We start from the raw sequence: 19,085 nt of genomic DNA on the forward strand, positions 1-19,085 counted from the left end.
GCGAGCCTTTAGGCTCGCTTTTTTTATGATCTCATGAAGAGAGTTTGACGTGTCTACCGCCGGGTCATTCACTCCTTGAGGAATGAATCTGTGGCAGTTGGCTCAATTTTTCTCGCGAAAAGTCCCAAAAAGCTCTGACTTTTATCGGCATACGCTGGATATTCTGCACCACCAGTTGAACCGGCAGCGGCAGCGGTTCAAATTCCGGCAGCAGTCGCACCAGCGTGCCGTTAGCCAGCTCATCGGCGACCTGATACGACAGGAGTCTGGCAATTCCCTTTCCGGCTATCACCGCCAGCCTTCGGGTTTCAACGTCATTGAACAGCAAATGCGGCGAAAGCCTGACACGGGGTCCCTCTTCGTGCGGCCCAAAGCGCCATTCATTAAAGGCATCATTGCTGCTGAGAATGATTTGATGCGCCGCCAAATCAGCCGGATGGCAGACCGGCGTTTGGTACTCCAGGTATTCAGGGCTGGCGACCACCACCACGCTGACTTCCCCGAGACGCCTCGCGACCTTGGACGAATCAGCCAGGTTGCCAATGCGAACGGCGACGTCGATCCCCTGGTCAATCATCTCGAGGTTACGATCGTTGAGGATCAGCTCGATCTGGATCTCGGGATGCTGCGCCTGAAACTCCATGACCAGCGGCGCGACATGGCGGCGTCCGAACAGCACCGGCGCGGTGATACGCAGCAACCCTTTAAGCTGCGCCGATACGGTATCCTGCACCGCATCATTATAGGCGCTCAAGACCACCGCCGCGCGCTCGGCAAGCCGTAAACCTGCCTCCGTCGGTGCCAGACGTCGCGTCGTGCGCTCCACCAGCCGTGCGCCGAATCGCTGTTCCAGCGAGGCAATCGCGCGCGTAACCGCGGGAGCCGAACGACGCAGCTTTCTTGCCGCCGCCGCCAGGCTACCGTGCTGCAACACCTCGAGAAAAATAGCCAGCTCGTCGAGACGATCCATTGATTGTTCCACTTTTCGAAATTATCAATTTCAATATAACCGGATTTCATTCATCGATTGCAAGAGTAATCTGGCTACAGCAAATCTGAATCAACACCGGAGAAATCAATGAACAGAATAACGCTTTATGGCACCCCGCTCTCAGGCCACACACACCGCGTTGCGCTACTGCTAAAAATGTTGAACCTGCCGCATGACTCTATAGAAGCGGGTGCCGACGTGCGCGCCAGCGAAGCGTTTCAGGCCATGAATCCATGGGGACAGATCCCGGTCCTGGTGGACGGCGAGACGGTGATTAGCGACAGTAACGCTATCCTGATTTATTTAGCGAAAACTTACGCGCCTGACAGCCACTGGCTGCCGCAGGACGCACTTGGCGCGGCGCACACCCAACAGTGGCTGTGCAAGGCTGCCGGTGAGGTGCGCTATGGTCCGGCGTCGGCGCGGCTTATCGCCCAGTTTGGCACCAAAGAGGATTATCAGTCCGCGCTTAAGGTGGCGGAAAAATTCTTGCCGCAGCTTGAGCAACATCTGTCACCGCGTCAGTTCCTTGCCTCAGAGCAAGCGCCTACGATTGCCGATCTGGCCTGTTACAGCTATATCGCGCTCGCGCCGGAGGGCGGTATTTCGCTAGAAGCCTATCCTTCCATCAAACAATGGCTGAAGCGCATCGAGCAGTTACCGGGCTTCTTCTCTACGCCTCCACTGCCCTTACCCGAACCGGCAAAAGCCTAAGGTGCCATGATGGATATCTTCCATGCTGATGAAAAACGGGCACAAATGCTGGCCGGATTTAATGTTGGCGCGGCCGGTATTTATCCCACCATGCCACAGCAGCACCGCGATTTTTTTGCCGGGTTGCGGTCGTTTTATATCGCCACTCTGGACGAGCGCGGGTGGCCGGTCGCAACCGTGCTCAATGGTCCACCTGGGTTTATCAGCTCGGTGGATAATTCGCATCTGCGCATTAATGCACCGCGCCGCGAGGACTGCCCCGCACTCTCGTCAATCGCCTGCGGACAGGTTCTAGGTGCGCTGGGGCTGGATTTCACCAACCGGCGAAGAAATCGGGTGAATGGCGTCATAAGCCGGATGGACAAGAATCGGTTAGAGATTGCGGTGCAACAGAGCTTCGGCAATTGCCCGAAATACATTCAGCGCAGGCAGATTTCTCCGGTCGAGCGCCACGCCGGGCCGATTGTGCGCCTGAGCTTGCTGGACGCCGCGGCCCGAGAGCTTATCCACAGCGCCGACACCTTTTTCGTTGCCACTCACGCACACAGTGATGTGGCAAACGGCGGTGCAGATATGTCCCATCGCGGCGGGAACCCCGGCTTCGTAAAATTGGTGGGCGATACGCTATGGGTGCCGGATTTTAGCGGCAATCGCTATATGAACACGCTGGGGAATATGCTGGCAGAACCTCGAGCCGCACTGCTGTTTCTGGATTTTAACAGTGGCGACGTATTACATCTTCAGGGCAATACCGAGATAAGCTGGCAGGACAATGCTCAGCACGGACTGCAAGGTGCCGAGCGCTATTGGTGCCTGCATATTTCCACGGCGTGGCGCTTTCCGGCGCTGCTGCCCTGGCGGGGAACCGACATCGAATACTCACCGGCGACGTTAAGCACCGGCGTTTGGGCGTAACCCAAGGTTAACGTCAATCGCCTATTTCCTGCCGTTTTTCCTCGGGGAGGCCTTCGAGAACCAGCTGATAGGAGCTGTCGATCAGATTATAAAATTGGGAATCCGGCAAATTTCCGTCCAGCAGGACGCAGTTCCAGTGTGCTTTGTTGAGGCAATCGCTTGGCAAAATTTCGGGATGTTGATGGCGCAGACTGGCGGCGGTTTGATGACTAGTTTTTAACGAAATGGCTGGATGTCCTTCTTTATCACGCAGCATGGCAAACATCACACCCGCCACTTTTATCTGATTGGCCTGCCAAAGATTTTCGTTACTTTGATGAGCGCCGGGCTTTGAAAGACAATAATCGAGCAGTTGATCATTATTCATATTGATAATCCTTCCACAGGGAGTGAGCATAGAGGAAGAAGTATATCTGGGCAAAAAACAACCAACTGCAATCAAGTTAACAGTTTTAAAAGCCATTCAGAATTAATGACCATTCAGGGTAATGACCAGCCTTCTTGAACCGCCGTGATTGCGATGCTCGCAAAGATAGATGCCCTGCCAGGTGCCAAGATTCAGCCTGCCATTAGTGACAGGAATACTCAGGCTGCACCCTAAAATACTGCTCTTGAGATGCGCAGGCATGTCGTCACTGCCTTCGTAATCGTGCTGATACCAAGGCTCGTCCTCTTTCACCGCACGATTGAAATAGCCTTCGAAATCCTGCCGCACGGTCGGATCGGCGTTTTCATTAATGGTTAATCCCGCCGAGGTATGCTGAATAAAGACGTGGCAAATCCCAACGGAAAGCTGTCTGATTTCAGGAACCTGCCGCAGGATTTCCTCGGTGACCAAATGAAAGCCGCGCGGCCGCTGCTTAAGACTAAGCTCTTTTTGAAACCACATAATCCCCCCTTTTTTTGATTAAAGTCATTAAAAGTATAACTTCATTTAAGCGGCTTTTGATTTAACAAGACGCTCGGTCTATATTTGTTTAATGACGACTGACACCTTAAAACCACGCCGTGGTCGTCCGCCAAAGGCCGGACGTGAAAACGCAGACACCCGCGAAACGCTGATCCGCAGCGGTACCGCTGTCCTCACAGAACAAGGCTTTGCCGCCGCCGGCATCGACGGCATCCTCCGTCAGGTCGGCGTTCCTAAAGGCTCTTTCTACTACTATTTCGACAGTAAAGAGTCCTTCGGTCAGGCAATTATCGAAAACTACGCGCAGTTTTTTGCTCATCGGCTGGACAAAAGCCTGCTTGACGAAAGCCTCACTCCGCTGCAACGCCTTCAGGCGTTCGTCAATCACGCCGCAGAGGGCATGGCGAAATACGCCTTCACGCGCGGCTGCCTGGTAGGAAATCTGGGGCAGGAAATCGCCAATCTTCCAGTGAACTACCGTGAACAGCTGATAACTATCCTGCAAAGTTGGGAACGGCGCGTGAGTCAGTGTCTGGCCCAGGCGCAACAACGCGGCGAGCTCTCGACTGAGGCCGACTGCGACACGCTGGCCGCCTATTTCTGGGCCGGTTGGGAGGGCGCGGTAATGCGCGCCAAGCTCAACGGCAATGCGATGCCGTTGCATAACTTTATCCGCTATTTCCTTGCCGGGCTGCCCAAGCCGCCTGCCGATACCTTTCCTTCTGGAGCCGACAATGTTTAAAGCCATTCTGATTGAGAAAAATGACGATCGCTATCAGGCCACGCTGAAAGCGCTGGATGACAGCAGCCTGCCCGAGGGCGAGGTGCTGGTTGATGTGCACTATTCCACGCTGAACTACAAGGATGGGCTGGCGATTACCGGCAGTGGCCCGATTGTACGCAGCTTCCCGATGGTGCCCGGTATCGACTTCTCGGGTGTGGTAGCGAGAAGCCGCAACCCGCAGTTTTCGACGGGTGACCGAGTGTTGCTCAACGGCTGGGGATTCGGCGAAAAAGCCTGGGGTGGGCTGGCGCAAAAAGTCAGTATCGACGCCCAATACCTGACGCCGGTTCCTGCGGCACTCAGCCTAAAAGACAGCATGATTATCGGCACCGCGGGTTATACCGCCATGCTGGCCATCATCGCGCTTGAGAAAAATGGCCTTACGCCCGAGCAAGGACCGGTGCTGGTTACCGGAGCCAACGGCGGCGTCGGCAGCTTTGCCATCGCGCTGCTCTCGCGGCTAGGCTATCAGGTCACGGCCTCGACCGGACGCCCCGATGAGGCCGCCTACCTGACCGAAAAACTGGGCGCCAGCGAAATCATCGATCGCCACACGCTGAGTGAGCCAGGCAAGCCGCTGCAAAAAGAACGTTGGGCTGCCGCCATTGATTCCGTGGGCAGCCACACGCTGGCCAATGTCTGCGCCAGCATCAAAGAAAATGGCACCGTCGCGGCCTGCGGCATGGCACAGGGGCTGGATTTCCCGGCCAGCGTCGCGCCGTTTATTCTGCGCAACGTGACGCTGGCGGGTATCAACAGCGTCACCCGCCCGGCAGAAGAACGCAGGATGGCATGGTCGCGACTGGCCGAACTGGTTGACTCGACCCTGCTTGAGACCGTGAGTCAGGAGATAACGCTTGAAGAGACTCTCGCTGCTGCCGAAAAGCTGATGAAAGGCGAAATTCGCGGACGCGTGGTGGTGCGGGTCAAAGAGGCCTAAAAAGGCAAAAAAAAACGGCGTGATAAACTATCACGCCGAGATATTATCCTGACTGAGAGCGATTACTGTACGGCAGCAAACGCCGCGGCAACCTGTTCCACGTTGTGGTGATTCAGGCCGGCCATGCAAACACGGCCGCTGGCAATCAGGTACACGCCAAACTCTTCACGCAGTCTGTCAACCTGAGCGGCGCTGAAACCGGTGTAGCCGAACATCCCACGCTGTTGCAGCAGATAGTCGAAATCGCGACCCGGCAGGGCTTTCTTCAGGCTGTTTACCAGCACCTGACGCATTTCGATAATACGTGTGCGCATGGTTTCAACTTCTGCCAGCCACTGTGCCTTCAGCGCAGCGTCATTCAGCACGGTCTCAACCACTTTCGCGCCAAAGTTTGGCGGGCTTGAGTAGTTGCGACGTACGGTCGCTTTCAGCTGACCCAGCACGCGGCCCGACGCTTCGCTGTTTTCACAGACCACGGACAGTCCACCCACGCGCTCGCCATACAGCGAGAAGATTTTAGAGAACGAGTTGCTGACCAGCATGTTCACGCCCGCAGCAGCCATCGCGCGAATCGCGTAGGCGTCTTCATTCATGCCATCGCCAAAGCCCTGATAGGCAATGTCGAGGAACGGAATGAGTTCACGCTGCTTCACCAGCTCAATCACCTGGTCCCACTGGGACTGCGTCAAATCAGAACCGGTCGGGTTATGGCAGCAAGGGTGCAACAGCACGATGCTTTGCGCGGGCAGGGTCTGCAGGGTATCGATCATACCGGCAAAGTTAACGCCCAGCTTTTCGGCATCAAAGTAAGGATAGGTGTGCACCTTGAAACCTGCGCCAGCGAAAATCGCGACGTGGTTGTCCCAGGTCGGATTACTGACCCAAACTTCTGAATTTGGGAAGTAGTGCTTCAGGAAGTCAGCACCCACTTTCAACGCACCCGAGCCACCCACGGTCTGAATAGTGGCGATACGCTGCTGCTGCAGTGCGGTATGTTCAGCACCAAACAACAGTTTCTGGATGCTGCTGCGATAGCCTGCAAGGCCTTCCATCGGCAGATAAACCGAGGCGGTCTGAGGCTGCGCATTCAGTTGGTTTTCAGCGGCTTCGACAGCACCAAGCTGTGGGATAATCCCTTTATCGTCGTAATACAGACCGATACTCAGGTTGACCTTTTTCTCTCTCGGATCGTTCTTGAAGCTTTCCATCAGCGACAGAATTGGGTCACCGGCATAAGCATCAACATGTTGGAACACGGTATATTTCTCCTTGGAATTGTATCTTGGACAAGCGTCAGAGCCCGGTTCAAGGGGATCTGTTATGTCGAAGCACCGACTTTTACTGCTGTTTTTATTATCACGTAGACTAACAAATATCGCTCAACAAGATCACATTAATGTTGTGATCTTTTTAAACCCTATAGCGGCCCGGACGGTGGTTCATCGCGATGATCAGATTCAGCACGAACGCGCCAAGAATCGAGGCGATCAGCATCGGAATACTCACCACAAACAGCGACGCAAGCACTATCACGAAATCCACGCCCATCTGGAGTTTACCGGCGCGAATGCCGTATTTGTCCTGCAGATACAGCGAGAGGATATTCATGCCGCCCAGGCTCGCCTTGTGGCGGAACAGCACGATAAATCCCATTCCCATGATAACGTTACCGAAAAGCACCGCATAAAAAGGCTCGAGATGGTCGAAATGGATGAAGAGCGGATGCAGACTGGTGAATAAGGAAACCAGTGCCACGGCGCAAAACGTCTTGATAGTGAATGGCCAGCCCATGCGACGGATCGAGAGCCAGTAAAACGGCAGATTAATGGTGAAAAACACTGCGCCAAAGGAGTAATGCGTCAGATAGTGAATCAGAAATGCCATGCCCGCGGTGCTCCCGGTCAATGCGCCAGACTGGCGTAACATCATCACGCCAAAAGAGACCATCAGGGTGCCCATAAGAATGGCCAGCACGTCTTCGAGCCAGGTATGCTCAACGCGAGGCTGTGTGATGCTGTCGGTGTTATCCATAGAATGCCTGTCGCCTATAAAAATAAAAATGCCGTGCGGGCTATGCATGCCCGCTGGGATCGCTGAATTTTTATAGATAATTAACGACAGCACGCAAGAAGGCAATCGTTTTCGCACAAATCAACCACAATAAATCGTAATTTTACTCAACTCACGCAAATTTTGGTTTTAAGTGGATATTTTCGTGCATAAAACGCGTTAATAATGCACCAGGTTAGTGAAATTGCACCAATCTGGTTCATCTTCAGGCTACCGGTAGTCGGCTTAATATTCTCTGCTAAGCCGGGGTCGTCAGCAGGCCATTTTCTTTTATACGATTCAGCACCACGGAGGTTTTAATATGGGCAACGCTTTTGTGGACTGAGAGAATATGGCTTATCAAAGTGCTTAAACCCGCTAAGTCTGCCACCGCAACCTTCAACAAATAGTCGGCATCACCGGTCGTTTTATAAGCATCGATGACCGCATCCACCTGCTCCAGCATTTTATGAAAATCTTCAACATTTTCAGGCAAATGATTGATTAACCTAATTTCTATCAGGCCAATCATGCCCAACCCCAGCGCCTCGGGCGCAAGACGGGCGTGATAGCCCATGATCATCTGTTGCTGTTCGAGGCCTATTCTTCTGCGCGAACACTGGGACGCAGACAGCCCCACAATTTCGCTGAGTTCCTGGTTGGTTAACCTGCCGTTAGCCTGTAATAAGGTCAAGATTTTCAAGTCGTAATCATCAATGCTGTACATGGCTGCTCACCTGCTTATCGATTTTATTCATAAACACACTACCAGTTTTTTTAGGGCCGAACTTTCCCTTTATGACGTGACGGGCGTTTTTTCCATTCAAACCTCTGTTTACTTTGCATTAACCCTGCCATTTTGGCGAATATGGATGCGCAGTTTTATCAAACAAGGAAAAATAATGAAAAAGATGCTTCTGACCCTTAGCCTGCTGATAGCAGGAACCGCTGCGGCGCAGGCTGAAGGCACCTCTTCCCATCTCGACAGAGTGCTGCAGAAAGGCTCCCTCAACGTTTGCACCACCGGTGACTACAAGCCTTATACCTATTTACGCCCGGACGGACAGTATGAGGGGATAGACGTCGCCATGGCGCAGTCACTGGCCGCAAGCCTCGGGGTGAAGGTCAACTGGGTAAAAACCACCTGGAAAACAATGATGGACGATATGACCTCAAACCGGTGCGATATCGCCATGGGGGGCATTTCCGTCACACTGCCACGCCAGCAGAAAGCCTGGTTTGCCAACGTGCTCGATCAGGATGGCAAAATCCCTTTGGTACGCTGCGAAGATGCGCATAAATATCAGACCATTACCCAATTAAACCGACCTGAAGTACGCCTTCTCGAACCGGCCGGCGGCACCAATGAAGCCTTTGTACACGCCTATCTGCCGCAGGCCCATCTCGAGCTCTCGCATGACAATCTGGCTATCTTCCAGCGGTTAGTCGACAAAAAAGCTGACGTGATGGTCACCGACGCCTCGGAGGCGCTGTTCCAGCAGAAACACTATCCGAAACTGTGCGCAGTCAACCCTAAAAAGCCGTTACAGTATGGCGAGAAGGCCTACCTGCTGCCGAAGGATGATATTAGCTGGAAGATGTACGTCGATCAGTGGCTGCATCTGAGCAAGGCTAACGGCGATTATCAAAAGATCATTGGCCAATGGCTGGCGTCAGGCAAGAAGTCCTGAAACAGAAAGGGCCGCTGAGAATGGGGCGGCCCTTGAAGCGTTAGTCGCCCGTGTAGGTACGAACGACCCTTGAGGTAAGCGTGGTGATGAGCTCGTAGGCGCTAATGCCGGTGGCAGCCGCGATGCGTTCAACCGGCAACGCGGGCCCCCATAGAATTGCCTCGTCACCAACCTGGTCCTGCGCGTTGGGTCCTAAATCAACCGAGAGCATGTCCATCGAGACACGACCGACTATCGGCACACTACGGCCGTTGACCAAAACGGGTGTACCGCTTGGCGCACTGCGCGGATATCCGTCGCCATACCCGATAGCGACCACGCCTAAACGCGTGTCGCGTGGGCTTACCCAGGTGGCGCCGTAACCCACCGGCTCTCCTGCACGATGTTCACGTACCGCTATCAGGCTCGAGGTCAGCGTCATCGCTGGACGACAACCGTATTCTCTCGCTTCGGTACTGGCCATCGGCGATACGCCATAAAGGATAATGCCTGGACGCACCAGATCCAGATGGCTCGCAGGCCACAGCAGCGTACCGCCCGAGGCCGCAATCGACTTTATGCCCGGTTTAGCCTGGGCAAACGCCTGAAAGCACTGAAGCTGCTTCAGGGTGTAATCATTTTCAGGCTCGTCTGCACAGCTGAAGTGACTCATCATATTCACCGGCTGAATCACATTGGCGCACTGGCTGAGACGCTGATAGAACGCTTCGGCGTTCTCCGGCAACACGCCCAAACGGTGCATGCCGGTGTCGAGTTTCATCCATACCTTAAGCGGCGCACTCAGCTGCGCGCGCTCGAGCGCCTCAAGCTGCTCAACGCTGTGCACCGCCGTATCCAGACCATTTGCTACCAGCAGAGGTAAATCCTCGGCGGAGAAAAAACCTTCCAGCAATAAAATCGGCTTGAGAATACCGCCAGCACGCAGCGCCAGCGCCTCGCTCAAACGGGCCACGCCATAACAATCGGCATCCTGCAAACTGCGCGCCGCCTCAAGCAGCCCGTGCCCATAGGCGTTTGCTTTTACTACTGCCACCACCCGACTCTGCGGCGCAATATGCCTAATGCGCTGTAAATTATGACGCAGGGCGCTGCTATCAATCACAGCCGTAGCCGCCTTCATTGCGTGTCCTTATGAAGAAATTGATGAAAAGGTTTTAGCTTGTTCTTTTAACTCGAAATCAGGGGCAAGCACGCTAGCCAGCCTAAGCATTAGTCTTCGTCGTATTGCGGGCCGCCGTAGTTATCGAATCGCGACCACTGACCGTTAAATGTGAGGCGAACCGTGCCTATCGGACCGTTACGCTGTTTGCCGAGAATGATTTGCGCGATCCCCTTTTCTTCGCTGTTGTCGTGATAGACCTCGTCGCGATAGATAAACATGATCAAGTCGGCGTCCTGCTCGATGGAACCAGATTCACGGAGGTCGGAGTTGACCGGGCGCTTATCGGCACGCTGCTCCAGGCTTCGGTTCAGCTGAGAAAGCGCCACCACCGGCACCTGCAGCTCTTTCGCCAACGCCTTGAGCGAGCGTGAAATCTCGGCGATTTCCAGGGTACGGTTGTCAGACAGAGAAGGCACGCGCATCAGTTGAAGGTAGTCAATCATGATGAGGCTCAGGCCGCCGTGCTCACGGAAGATACGGCGCGCACGTGAACGTACCTCGGTTGGCGTCAGGCCGGAGGAGTCATCGATATACATATTACGTTTTTCGAGCAGGATCCCCATGGTGCTGGAAATACGCGCCCAGTCTTCATCGTCAAGCTGACCGGTACGGATACGGGTCTGGTCAACGCGGGACAGCGAGGCCAGCATACGCATCATCAGTTGATCGCCGGGCATCTCGAGGCTGAAGATAAGCACCGGTTTTTCCTGCATCATCGCGGCGTTTTCGCACAGGTTCATGGCGAAGGTGGTTTTACCCATCGACGGACGAGCTGCGACGATGATTAAGTCGGACTTCTGCAAGCCAGCCGTTTTCTTGTCGAGATCGCTATAGCCGGTCGACACGCCGGTTACGCCGTCGTGTGGGCGTTGGAACAGCTCTTCGATACGCGCAACGGTGCTTTCCAGAATGCGGTCGACGCTTTTCGGGCCTTCATCTTTATTGGCGCGGCTTTCTGCAATCTGAAAGACACGGGACTCGGCCAGGTCCAGCAGGTCTTCGCTGCTGCGGCCCTGCGGATCGTAACCCGCATCGGCAATTTCGTTAGCAACAGAAATCATCTCGCGCACAACTGCACGTTCACGCACGATGTCGGCATATGCGCCGATGTTTGCCGCACTTGGCGTATTTTTTGACAGCTCTGCCAGATAGGCAAAACCGCCCACCGAGTCCAGATCCCCTTTCTGCTCGAGAGACTCTGACAGCGTGATAAGGTCGATAGGCTTACTCATCTCGAGCAATCGCTGCATCTCGGTGAATATCAGGCGATGCGGACGGCTGAAGAAGTCATTGCTGACCACGCGTTCGGCGACGTTGTCCCAGCGTTCGTTGTCCAGCATCAGGCCACCCAGCACAGACTGCTCGGCCTCCAAAGAGTGTGGCGGAAGCTTTAGCCCTTCCATCTGACGATCGCGTGGTTCGTTCGGTTTGTTGGTTGGTTTGTTGTTTCCGGCCATGGGTAAATGCTTTCCTACTATGAATAACTGGCTTGGCAGAGCTTGCGTGAGGTTCGAGGTGAACCCTGATAACGCGTCAGTATACCGAATTATAATTCCTTGTGATGCCTCATTTCCAAACGGTCTTAGCACAGCACGTCCGTCACTAGGAAAGGCAAATTAATTAGCGTAGGGTGAAATCCATCACTTAAAACGAGGAAAGAAAATGGCTAAGCGTATCCAGTTCAGCGCAACAGGCGGTCCGGAAGTTTTAGAGTATGTTGATTTTGAACCTAAAGATCCCGCTGCGGGCGAAGTCCAGGTCGAGAACAAGGCGATTGGTATCAACTATATCGATACCTATGTGCGCAGCGGCCTCTATCCCGCGCCGCTGCCTTCCGGGCTAGGCAGCGAGGCGGCTGGTGTCGTGACCAAAGTGGGCACTGGAGTCAGCCATATCAAGGTCGGCGATCGCGTAGTTTATGCGCAGTCTTCACTGGGTGCCTACAGCGAGTATCACAACGTGCCTGCGCAGAAGGTTGCTGTCCTGCCTGAGGGCATCAGCTTTGAACAGGCCGCGGCCTCCTTCCTTAAAGGCCTGACCGTACAGTATTTATTCCGCCAGACCCATAAAATCAAAGCCGGTGATATCTTCCTGTTCCATGCCGCCGCCGGTGGCGTTGGGCTTATTGCCAGCCAGTGGGCCAAAGCGCTGGGGGCAAAACTGATTGGAACCGTCGGCTCTGACGAGAAAGCCGCACTGGCGAAAGAAGCCGGTGCATGGGCCACGATTAACTACCAGACTGAGGATATTGCTGCGCGCGTCGCTGAGCTGACACAGGGCGAAAAAGTCTCAGTGGTCTACGATTCGGTTGGCAAGAGCACCTGGCTGGCTTCGCTCGACAGCCTCAAACGCCACGGTTTGCTGGTGAGTTTTGGTAATGCATCGGGTCCGGTGAAGGACGTCGATTTGGGCATTCTGAACCAGAAAGGCTCACTGTTTGTCACCCGCCCTTCTCTGAATGGCTATATCACAACGCAGGAAGAGCTGGCTGCGGCAAGCGAAGAGCTGTTCTCGCTAATTGCCAGCGATGCCATCAAGGTCGATGTCAAAGACGCACAGAAATTCCCGCTGTCACAGGCACGCAGAGCCCATGAGACGCTGGAAAGCCGCGCCACTACCGGCTCAAGCCTGCTCATTCCGGGTTCATAAGTCTGTAAATGCAAAGAGGGCTCCGGTTAAGGAGCCCTCTTATGCTGTTCTTTCGTCAATCACGTTGAGTTCAGAACGGTACTGCCTGTAGGTTACTGCAAGGTAAATCTGGGGACGATGTCGCTTGAGCAACTATTTTTGGCCGCACCAGATCGGATGAAATTTTTTCGTAAATACGATGCATTCATCCTAACAGCGTGCCATGTTAAAAAATATGATTAATTCGCATGGAAAGCATTTTATCGCTCAACCTGTGATCGAGCCCACATAAGTAAAAGTTATGCCTGCACAATTACATTTACAATGTTGAGACGTTTCACCTATATCCATGAAAATAATGACGTTTATATTTTAATCATCCATTTGACTGGCTTAAGGTAATCTTCTGTTTCTATATCGTGACTTATAAACAGGTTTTTCTGGCTGTTTTACGGCGCGATAAATCCACACCGCGACCACCGCCAAAATCAGCCAAGGCAACATTTTAATAACAAACGTCAACAATCCGCCCAGCATCATCAGCGCAAACGCAACCACCAGCGCCGCAACCATCCCCAGTAAAGAGATGCCGGTCAGCAACAGCATAAAGAAAAAACCCAGCACGAATAATACTGCCAACATGATATGACTCCTCGGGCAAGAATGGCGGGCCGCAATCTGCCCGTTAACAGGCAAAATCGGCACCAGGAAGTGCTTTCAACACAGGGATATATCAAGAAACGTGCCAGAGAAGAGGGGTTTTTTAATACGTTGATATTAAATGGGTTATTTCACCCACCGCCACGGCGGGTGAAATAATGTGGTCAGAAAGACTAACTATTGGTTAATTCTCGCTACCCTTAAGCTTCGCTGGCTGCCATCTGCGGACGTGTCACCAACGACAGTGCCTGCTCGACTACCTCAACGCCTGCACCCGGCTTGTGCGCGTTCTCGCTTAAATGTCTGCGCCATTGGCGTGCCCCCGGTATCCCCTGGAAAATGCCGAGGATATGGCGAGTAATATGGCCAAGATAGGTCCCTTTCGAGAGCTCGGCTTCAATATACGGATACAGCGCGCGGATCACGTCAGGCCCGGTCAACCCTGACGCCTCGCGACCAAACAGACGTTTGTCAACGTCGAGCAGAATAGACGGATTTTGATAGACTTCACGTCCGATCATCACGCCATCCATGTGCTGCAGATGCGCTTGTGCTTCGTCGAGACTTTTAATCCCCCCGTTAATCGCCATCGTCAGATGCGGAAAATCACGCTTGAGTTGATAGACCCGAGGGTAATCCAGCGGCGGCACTTCACGGTTTTCTTTTGGGCTAAGCCCCGACAGCCATGCCTTGCGCGCGTGAATGATAAAGGTGTCGCATTCGCCACGTTCGGAGACCTGCTGCACGAAATCACACAGGAATGCGTAGCTGTCCAGCGTGTCGATGCCAATGCGCGTCTTGACGGTGACAGGAATGGACACCACGTCACGCATTGCCTTGATGCAGTCCGCAACCAGAGAGGCCTGAGCCATCAGGCAGGCACCGAACATGCCGTTCTGCACTCGATCCGACGGGCAGCCAACGTTGAGATTGATTTCATCATAGCCACGCTGCTCGGCCAGTTTGGCGCAGGTTGCCAGGTCTTGCGGATTGCTGCCGCCCAGCTGAAGCGAAACCGGATGTTCCTGCTCACCAAAAGCCAGATAATCCCCTTTACCATGGATAATCGCTCCAGTTGTCACCATCTCGGTATACAGCAGCGTATCGCGGCTCATCAGGCGATGGAAATGACGACAGTGGCGGTCGGTCCAGTCCAGCATTGGCGCGATAGAAAAGCGCTGAGCGGAAAAACGTGAAGGACTCGCATCAGCATTCGCTGATTCTGGGGAAGGCTTTCCTGGATGATTAATCTCTGACATCGACCTGAAATTCGCTGAAAATGGGCTTATGGCGTACCAACGCTTTATAGGATAACGCGGCTAAAAGCACCGAAATCGTGATAAAGGCTGGAATATGATGGGTGATTATATCACAGAACAAAGATTCGGCATCTCATAGACCCAACGGCAACTGCGGCATAGCTCTCGGCGATTGTCCAGAAGCGTGATAAAATCAGCATTCTATTTATGCAGAGACGTCGCGATGAACTCAACCACTACGGAAAATATCCTCACTCAAGCTGAGCATTTGTGCCAGCAACGTAGCGTTCGGCTTACCCCGCAGCGGCTTGAAGTGTTGCGTCTGATGACGGAACAACCTGGCGCCATCAGCGCCTACGACCTGCTCGATCTTCTGCGAAAAACTGAGCCTCAGGCCAAACCGCCTACGGTTTACCGCGCACTGGATTTCCTGCTCGAGCAAGGCTTTATTCACCGCGTTGAATCAGCAAACAGCTATGTGGTCTGCCACCATTTCGAAGAGCCTAGCCACACTTCCGCGCTGTTTATCTGTGACCGCTGTGGACTGGTTACAGAGATAACCACTGACGGGATTGAAGAGCGACTCGGCAAGTTGGCGAAAGACTCCGGTTTTGCGCTGCGCCATTCTGTCGTGGAAGCACATGGTCTCTGCGCCGAGTGCGCCATCGTTGAATCATGCGAAAGTCATGACCATTGCGAACACGATCATACTATTGCAGTAAAAAAGCGTTAAAAGAACGGTTATTCCAATCATCCATTGAGGTCTTTGGGATCTCATCAGAGGTCTTGCAGAGGGTTTACTGAGGGAGTTCTTATGAAAGACGTTTTCAATGCGAGCTGTCACTGCGGTGCGGTTAAATTCACCGTGAAACTGACAGACGGGTTTAACACCATCCGCCGCTGCGATTGCTCGCTTTGCCGCATGCGCGGTGCCGTGGTGGTATCGGCCGATCTGCAGGATATCACCATTACTGAAGGTCAGGAAAAACTGACCGAATATCGCTTCAATACCCAAACCGCGAAACACTTTTTCTGCTCCGTTTGCGGGATCTACACCCACCATCAACGGCGCTCAAATCCGACCCAGTATGGCGTGAATACTGCCTGCCTCGAGGGTGTCTCTCCGTTTGATTTCCCGGAAGTGGTCGTGATGAACGGCAAGACGCATCCTAAAGATACGCAGACCGCGGCGAAGATAGCAGGTTACTTGCGGTTCAGTCCGACGCAGGAATAACGTTTCATCAAACGCTGACCCGTTTTTCTAAGGGGATTGGGTGAGATAGGTTTGAACAACGGAGTGGGTACTTCCTTGTACCCTGCATCCTGAAAAGCGTCTTGGGTAGGAGCAGCTTTAATTCTCAGGATGCACATTCGGGGGGAGTCACCGATTACCAGTGGTATTTATGGTCAGATTCCCAGGACTTAACCTCTTTTTCAGCCTGCTCTTTCTGATATCCGTATCTTTCCTGAATCTTGCCGACCAGCTGATCGCGCTTACCTTCAACAACAGTCAGGTCGTCGTCGGTTAGCTTACCCCATTTTTCTTTCACTTTGCCTTTGAACTGCTTCCAGTTACCGTCTGCTTGGTCCTTATTCATAATCAACTCTCCTGTTTAGCTTAGGTGTTACTGCATTTGATAAATGCTTATCAACAGTTCTAATTGTAGTCGCTAATTTCAGTATTTCAGGCTTAAACAGGAATTAAGAGCATAACTAGGATTAATCCAAAGCATTTAAATCCAGGTGCCTTTTTGCCAGTGGCGTCGCCAAATCCAGCCTAACGCCACGCCCCGCAGCGACAGAAAGACCGCCACGGCGAGCCAGAGAGCGTGGTTACCCAGCGTGGGTAACGCCAGTAATGTCAACGCGTAACCTGCGGCGGCGACCGCCATGCTGTTGCGCATTTCTTTTCCACGCGTTGCGCCAATAAACATGCCATCGAGCAGATAACACCATACGCCCACCAGCGGTAAGATAATCTGCCAGCCAAGATAGCGGTCGGCCAGCGTTCTTAGGTCGGCAATTGAGGTGAGCAGATTGACAATTTGCTCACCGGCCAGCGCATACACCACAGCGAAGCCAAGCGCGACCAGTCCGGCCTGTCGACAGGCCGCGTGCCACACGTGCAGCAGCTTACTCTCGTCTTTCGCGCCAAACGCCTCCCCGGAATGTGCCTCGACCGCGTAGGCAAAGCCGTCGAGCGCAAAGGCGGTCAAGGTGAGCAGGTTCATCAGCACGGCGTTGACGGCAACGATCTCCGTCCCGAGTCGCGCACCGATGATAGTAAGGGAAGAGAAGCACAGCTGCACCAGCAGGGAACGCAGCATAATGTCCCGATTAAGCGCGATCAGCTGGCGCAGATTGCCGCGCCATGCGTCTTTCAGCAGCTCAATACTTATTCCGTGTCTTCTCATCACAATGGAAACTAGCCACAGTCCCAAAGCCAGCGTGGCATATTCGGAGCAGGCGGTAGCAACGGCCGCACCCTTGACGTTCCATCCCAACCCGACCACCAGCCACAGGTCAAGAATAACGTTAAGCAGATTGCCTACTATCAGCATGATGACCGGCGCACGCACATACTGGGCCCCGAGCAACCAGCCGAGAATCACTAGGTTCGCCAGCGACGCAGGGGCGCTATACCAGCGAATCGAGAGGAATATTTGCGCCTGCTGGAGCACCGCCTGACTGCCGCCCACGATGTGCAATGCGGCGGAAATCAACGGCTGGCGAAACAGGAAAATGAGCGTACCGGCAATCAGTGCCAACAAAAACGGCTGCACGAACGCGCGGGCCAGCAGAAGGTTATTCCGCGCCCCCAGCGCCTGCGCGGTCATTCCGGTGGTGCTCATACGCAGGAAGAGCAATAGCATAAATAGGAAGCTGGTGACCATTGCCCCGACGGCGACACCGCCAAGATAATCAGGGCTATCAAGATGACCAATCACTGCTGTATCAACCAAACCCAGCAAGGGCACGGTAATGTTGGAGAAGATCATCGGGAGGGCGAGAAGCCAGAGCGCCTTGTCGGCAGGGCTTAGAAAGGTTTTTCTTAAAGCAGGCAAAGAGAAAAGCGATCGCATAATGGTGTGAGAGCCCAGGCTGTGATGACGATTCGTGGTTTAACGGATTATATAAACAACAACGGCTTATGAATAACAGGTCTTCGTGTGACAGAAACAATATCGCCCCAATGAAGGGGCGACAGGCAAAACGAGACTGTGTAAATGGCTAACGCCAAAAGCGGAGGCTGATTAGATCCAGTCGCCGTTGCGGATAACGCCGACCGCCAGTCCTTCAATGCTAAAGTTTTGCTCGCGAAGATCGACCACAATAGGTTCGAACTCGCTGTTTTCAGGCAGCAGCTGCACGGTATTGCCCTGCTTTTTAAGACGCTTAACGGTCACTTCGTCGTCAATGCGTGCGACAACAACCTGCCCGTTACGGACGTCCTGCGTTTTGTGAACCGCCAGAAGGTCGCCGTCTAAAATACCAATATCACGCATCGACATGCCGCTGACACGCAGCAGGAAGTCGGCGCTCGGTTTGAACATACCTGGGTCAACCTGATAGTGCCCTTCAATATGCTGAGTCGCCAGTAATGGCTCACCGGCGGCCACGCGGCCAATCAGCGGTAGCCCGGCTTCTTCTTCCATCAGCAAACGAATGCCGCGAGAAGCGCCGGAAACAATCTCGATAACGCCTTTACGTGCCAGCGCTTTCAGGTGTTCTTCAGCGGCGTTAGGCGAGCGGAATCCCAGACGGGTGGCAATTTCTGCACGTGTTGGCGGCATACCCGTGGTCGAAATATGATCGCGTATAAGGTCATAGACCTCTTGTTGTCTGGTCGTTAAAGCTTTCATTCCGCCCCCTGGTTGTTTATACAGTCCAGCTGTGAGTATATACAGGTACTGGCGGAATTAAAACCTAAGAATCTGCAAAAACAGACATTAAGAAGTATGAAATATTCAAAGCCAGTGCGGCACCAGGATGACTGCCCAGGTGAAAAGCGCAAAGCCAATGGTGATTGAAACAGCAGCGGAACCCATATCCTTCGCACGCCCAGAAAGTGGGTGTATTTCAGAGCCAATTCGGTCGATTGCCGCTTCTACCGCACTGTTCAGTAATTCAACAACCAGCACTAAAATGAGTGCGCCAACCATTAATATTCGTTCGATGCTGCTAACATCAAGGTAAAATGCCAGTAAGATGGCGGGGACAACGACGATAGCTTCCTGACGGAATGCGGCTTCATGCTTCCAGGCGGCGGTAATTCCCTTGATAGAATAGCCGGCTGCCTTATAAATTCGGGTAAACCCAGTGACCTGATTTGCCATTATTTTTAAGTCTTAATGTGATTTTTAGGCATTTTAGCCTGAATT

Annotated in this window: 22 protein-coding genes; 8 read left to right on the forward strand and 14 right to left on the reverse strand. The window is 53.4% G+C overall.

The features are described from left to right. Positions 1-64 precede the first annotated feature (64 nt). Positions 65-970, reverse strand: a complete 906-nt coding sequence (locus tag O1V65_RS17020; protein ID WP_269129896.1) for a LysR family transcriptional regulator — start codon at positions 968-970, stop codon at positions 65-67. Between the two features lie 108 nt (positions 971-1,078). Here O1V65_RS17020 and O1V65_RS17025 point away from each other — a divergent pair, with 108 nt between their 5' ends. Continuing rightward, entirely contained in the window at positions 1,079-1,705 is a 627-nt protein-coding gene (locus O1V65_RS17025) for a glutathione S-transferase (RefSeq protein WP_084911861.1), read from the forward strand. Between the two features lie 9 nt (positions 1,706-1,714). After that, positions 1,715-2,620, forward strand: coding sequence for a pyridoxamine 5'-phosphate oxidase family protein (locus tag O1V65_RS17030; protein WP_192504333.1), 906 nt, complete (start codon positions 1,715-1,717; stop codon positions 2,618-2,620). Positions 2,621-2,633: 13 nt separating this feature from the next. On the opposite strand, the gene O1V65_RS17035 is transcribed toward O1V65_RS17030, so the two are convergent. Continuing rightward, positions 2,634-2,987 carry an MmcQ/YjbR family DNA-binding protein gene (locus O1V65_RS17035; protein ID WP_017490780.1) on the reverse strand — a complete coding sequence of 118 codons (354 nt, stop codon included), beginning with the start codon at positions 2,985-2,987 and terminating at the stop codon, positions 2,634-2,636. Positions 2,988-3,089: 102 nt separating this feature from the next. Next, positions 3,090-3,509, reverse strand: coding sequence for a secondary thiamine-phosphate synthase enzyme YjbQ (locus O1V65_RS17040; RefSeq protein WP_017490781.1), 420 nt, complete (start codon positions 3,507-3,509; stop codon positions 3,090-3,092). Between the two features lie 91 nt (positions 3,510-3,600). On the opposite strand from O1V65_RS17040, the gene acuR reads away from it, so the two are divergent. After that, complete coding sequence (gene acuR, locus O1V65_RS17045) at positions 3,601-4,272, forward strand: acrylate utilization transcriptional regulator AcuR (RefSeq protein WP_084911865.1); 672 nt, start codon at positions 3,601-3,603, stop codon at positions 4,270-4,272. Further along, positions 4,265-5,254, forward strand: a complete 990-nt coding sequence (gene acuI / locus O1V65_RS17050; protein ID WP_017490783.1) for an acrylyl-CoA reductase (NADPH) — start codon at positions 4,265-4,267, stop codon at positions 5,252-5,254. Before acuR ends, acuI begins: the two co-directional genes overlap by 8 nt. Positions 5,255-5,316: 62 nt before the next feature. Here the strand turns inward: acuI and O1V65_RS17055 are convergent, their stop codons facing one another. The 3 genes from O1V65_RS17055 to O1V65_RS17065 all read right to left on the reverse strand — a co-directional run bounded on the left by O1V65_RS17055 (position 5,317) and on the right by O1V65_RS17065 (position 8,030). Further along, positions 5,317-6,510, reverse strand: coding sequence for an amino acid aminotransferase (locus tag O1V65_RS17055; RefSeq protein WP_084911867.1), 1,194 nt, complete (start codon positions 6,508-6,510; stop codon positions 5,317-5,319). A 154-nt stretch (positions 6,511-6,664) separates the two neighbouring features. After that, on the reverse strand, positions 6,665-7,285 hold the full coding sequence (locus O1V65_RS17060) for a YitT family protein (RefSeq protein ID WP_026110376.1): 621 nt from the start codon (positions 7,283-7,285) through the stop codon (positions 6,665-6,667). 277 nt (positions 7,286-7,562) lie between these two features. After that, positions 7,563-8,030: an Lrp/AsnC family transcriptional regulator gene (locus O1V65_RS17065; RefSeq protein ID WP_017494012.1), complete on the reverse strand. Its 468-nt coding sequence runs from the start codon at positions 8,028-8,030 to the stop codon at positions 7,563-7,565. Between the two features lie 175 nt (positions 8,031-8,205). Here O1V65_RS17065 and O1V65_RS17070 point away from each other — a divergent pair, with 175 nt between their 5' ends. Further along, positions 8,206-8,994: a transporter substrate-binding domain-containing protein gene (locus tag O1V65_RS17070; RefSeq protein WP_084911888.1), complete on the forward strand. Its 789-nt coding sequence runs from the start codon at positions 8,206-8,208 to the stop codon at positions 8,992-8,994. 40 nt (positions 8,995-9,034) lie between these two features. Here the strand turns inward: O1V65_RS17070 and alr are convergent, their stop codons facing one another. Together alr and dnaB are read right to left on the reverse strand one after the other, a co-directional pair. Next, a complete protein-coding gene (gene alr, locus O1V65_RS17075) occupies positions 9,035-10,114 on the reverse strand; it encodes an alanine racemase (protein ID WP_017494014.1) in 1,080 nt (359 codons plus the stop codon). 89 nt (positions 10,115-10,203) lie between these two features. Continuing rightward, positions 10,204-11,613: a replicative DNA helicase gene (gene dnaB, locus O1V65_RS17080; protein ID WP_017494015.1), complete on the reverse strand. Its 1,410-nt coding sequence runs from the start codon at positions 11,611-11,613 to the stop codon at positions 10,204-10,206. Between the two features lie 205 nt (positions 11,614-11,818). On the opposite strand from dnaB, the gene O1V65_RS17085 reads away from it, so the two are divergent. Next, positions 11,819-12,805 (forward strand): quinone oxidoreductase, encoded by a 987-nt coding sequence (locus O1V65_RS17085; RefSeq protein ID WP_017494016.1) that lies wholly within the window; start codon positions 11,819-11,821, stop codon positions 12,803-12,805. A 372-nt stretch (positions 12,806-13,177) separates the two neighbouring features. Here the strand turns inward: O1V65_RS17085 and pspG are convergent, their stop codons facing one another. Both pspG and dusA read right to left on the reverse strand, forming a co-directional pair. After that, the gene (gene pspG / locus O1V65_RS17090; RefSeq protein WP_017494017.1) at positions 13,178-13,426 is read right to left on the reverse strand and encodes an envelope stress response protein PspG; all 249 of its coding nucleotides are present in this window, start codon (positions 13,424-13,426) and stop codon (positions 13,178-13,180) included. Between the two features lie 218 nt (positions 13,427-13,644). After that, entirely contained in the window at positions 13,645-14,703 is a 1,059-nt protein-coding gene (gene dusA, locus O1V65_RS17095; protein ID WP_227955469.1) for a tRNA dihydrouridine(20/20a) synthase DusA, read from the reverse strand. A 223-nt stretch (positions 14,704-14,926) separates the two neighbouring features. On the opposite strand from dusA, the gene zur reads away from it, so the two are divergent. Together zur and O1V65_RS17105 are read left to right on the forward strand one after the other, a co-directional pair. Beyond that, positions 14,927-15,436, forward strand: coding sequence for a zinc uptake transcriptional repressor Zur (zur, locus tag O1V65_RS17100; protein WP_017494019.1), 510 nt, complete (start codon positions 14,927-14,929; stop codon positions 15,434-15,436). Between the two features lie 81 nt (positions 15,437-15,517). After that, positions 15,518-15,937 (forward strand): GFA family protein, encoded by a 420-nt coding sequence (locus tag O1V65_RS17105; RefSeq protein ID WP_017494020.1) that lies wholly within the window; start codon positions 15,518-15,520, stop codon positions 15,935-15,937. Positions 15,938-16,091: 154 nt separating this feature from the next. Here the strand turns inward: O1V65_RS17105 and O1V65_RS17110 are convergent, their stop codons facing one another. The 4 genes from O1V65_RS17110 to O1V65_RS17125 all read right to left on the reverse strand — a co-directional run bounded on the left by O1V65_RS17110 (position 16,092) and on the right by O1V65_RS17125 (position 19,040). Continuing rightward, positions 16,092-16,301: a CsbD family protein gene (locus O1V65_RS17110; RefSeq protein ID WP_017494021.1), complete on the reverse strand. Its 210-nt coding sequence runs from the start codon at positions 16,299-16,301 to the stop codon at positions 16,092-16,094. A 135-nt stretch (positions 16,302-16,436) separates the two neighbouring features. Further along, positions 16,437-17,786 (reverse strand): MATE family efflux transporter DinF, encoded by a 1,350-nt coding sequence (gene dinF, locus O1V65_RS17115; RefSeq protein WP_269129897.1) that lies wholly within the window; start codon positions 17,784-17,786, stop codon positions 16,437-16,439. A 171-nt stretch (positions 17,787-17,957) separates the two neighbouring features. Next, positions 17,958-18,566: a transcriptional repressor LexA gene (gene lexA / locus O1V65_RS17120; protein WP_026110852.1), complete on the reverse strand. Its 609-nt coding sequence runs from the start codon at positions 18,564-18,566 to the stop codon at positions 17,958-17,960. Positions 18,567-18,671: 105 nt separating this feature from the next. Continuing rightward, positions 18,672-19,040, reverse strand: a complete 369-nt coding sequence (locus tag O1V65_RS17125) for a diacylglycerol kinase (RefSeq protein ID WP_017494321.1) — start codon at positions 19,038-19,040, stop codon at positions 18,672-18,674. Positions 19,041-19,085 lie beyond the last annotated feature (45 nt).

It is taken from the genome of Rouxiella badensis, assembly GCF_026967515.2.
Lineage (GTDB): Bacteria > Pseudomonadota > Gammaproteobacteria > Enterobacterales > Enterobacteriaceae > Rouxiella > Rouxiella badensis.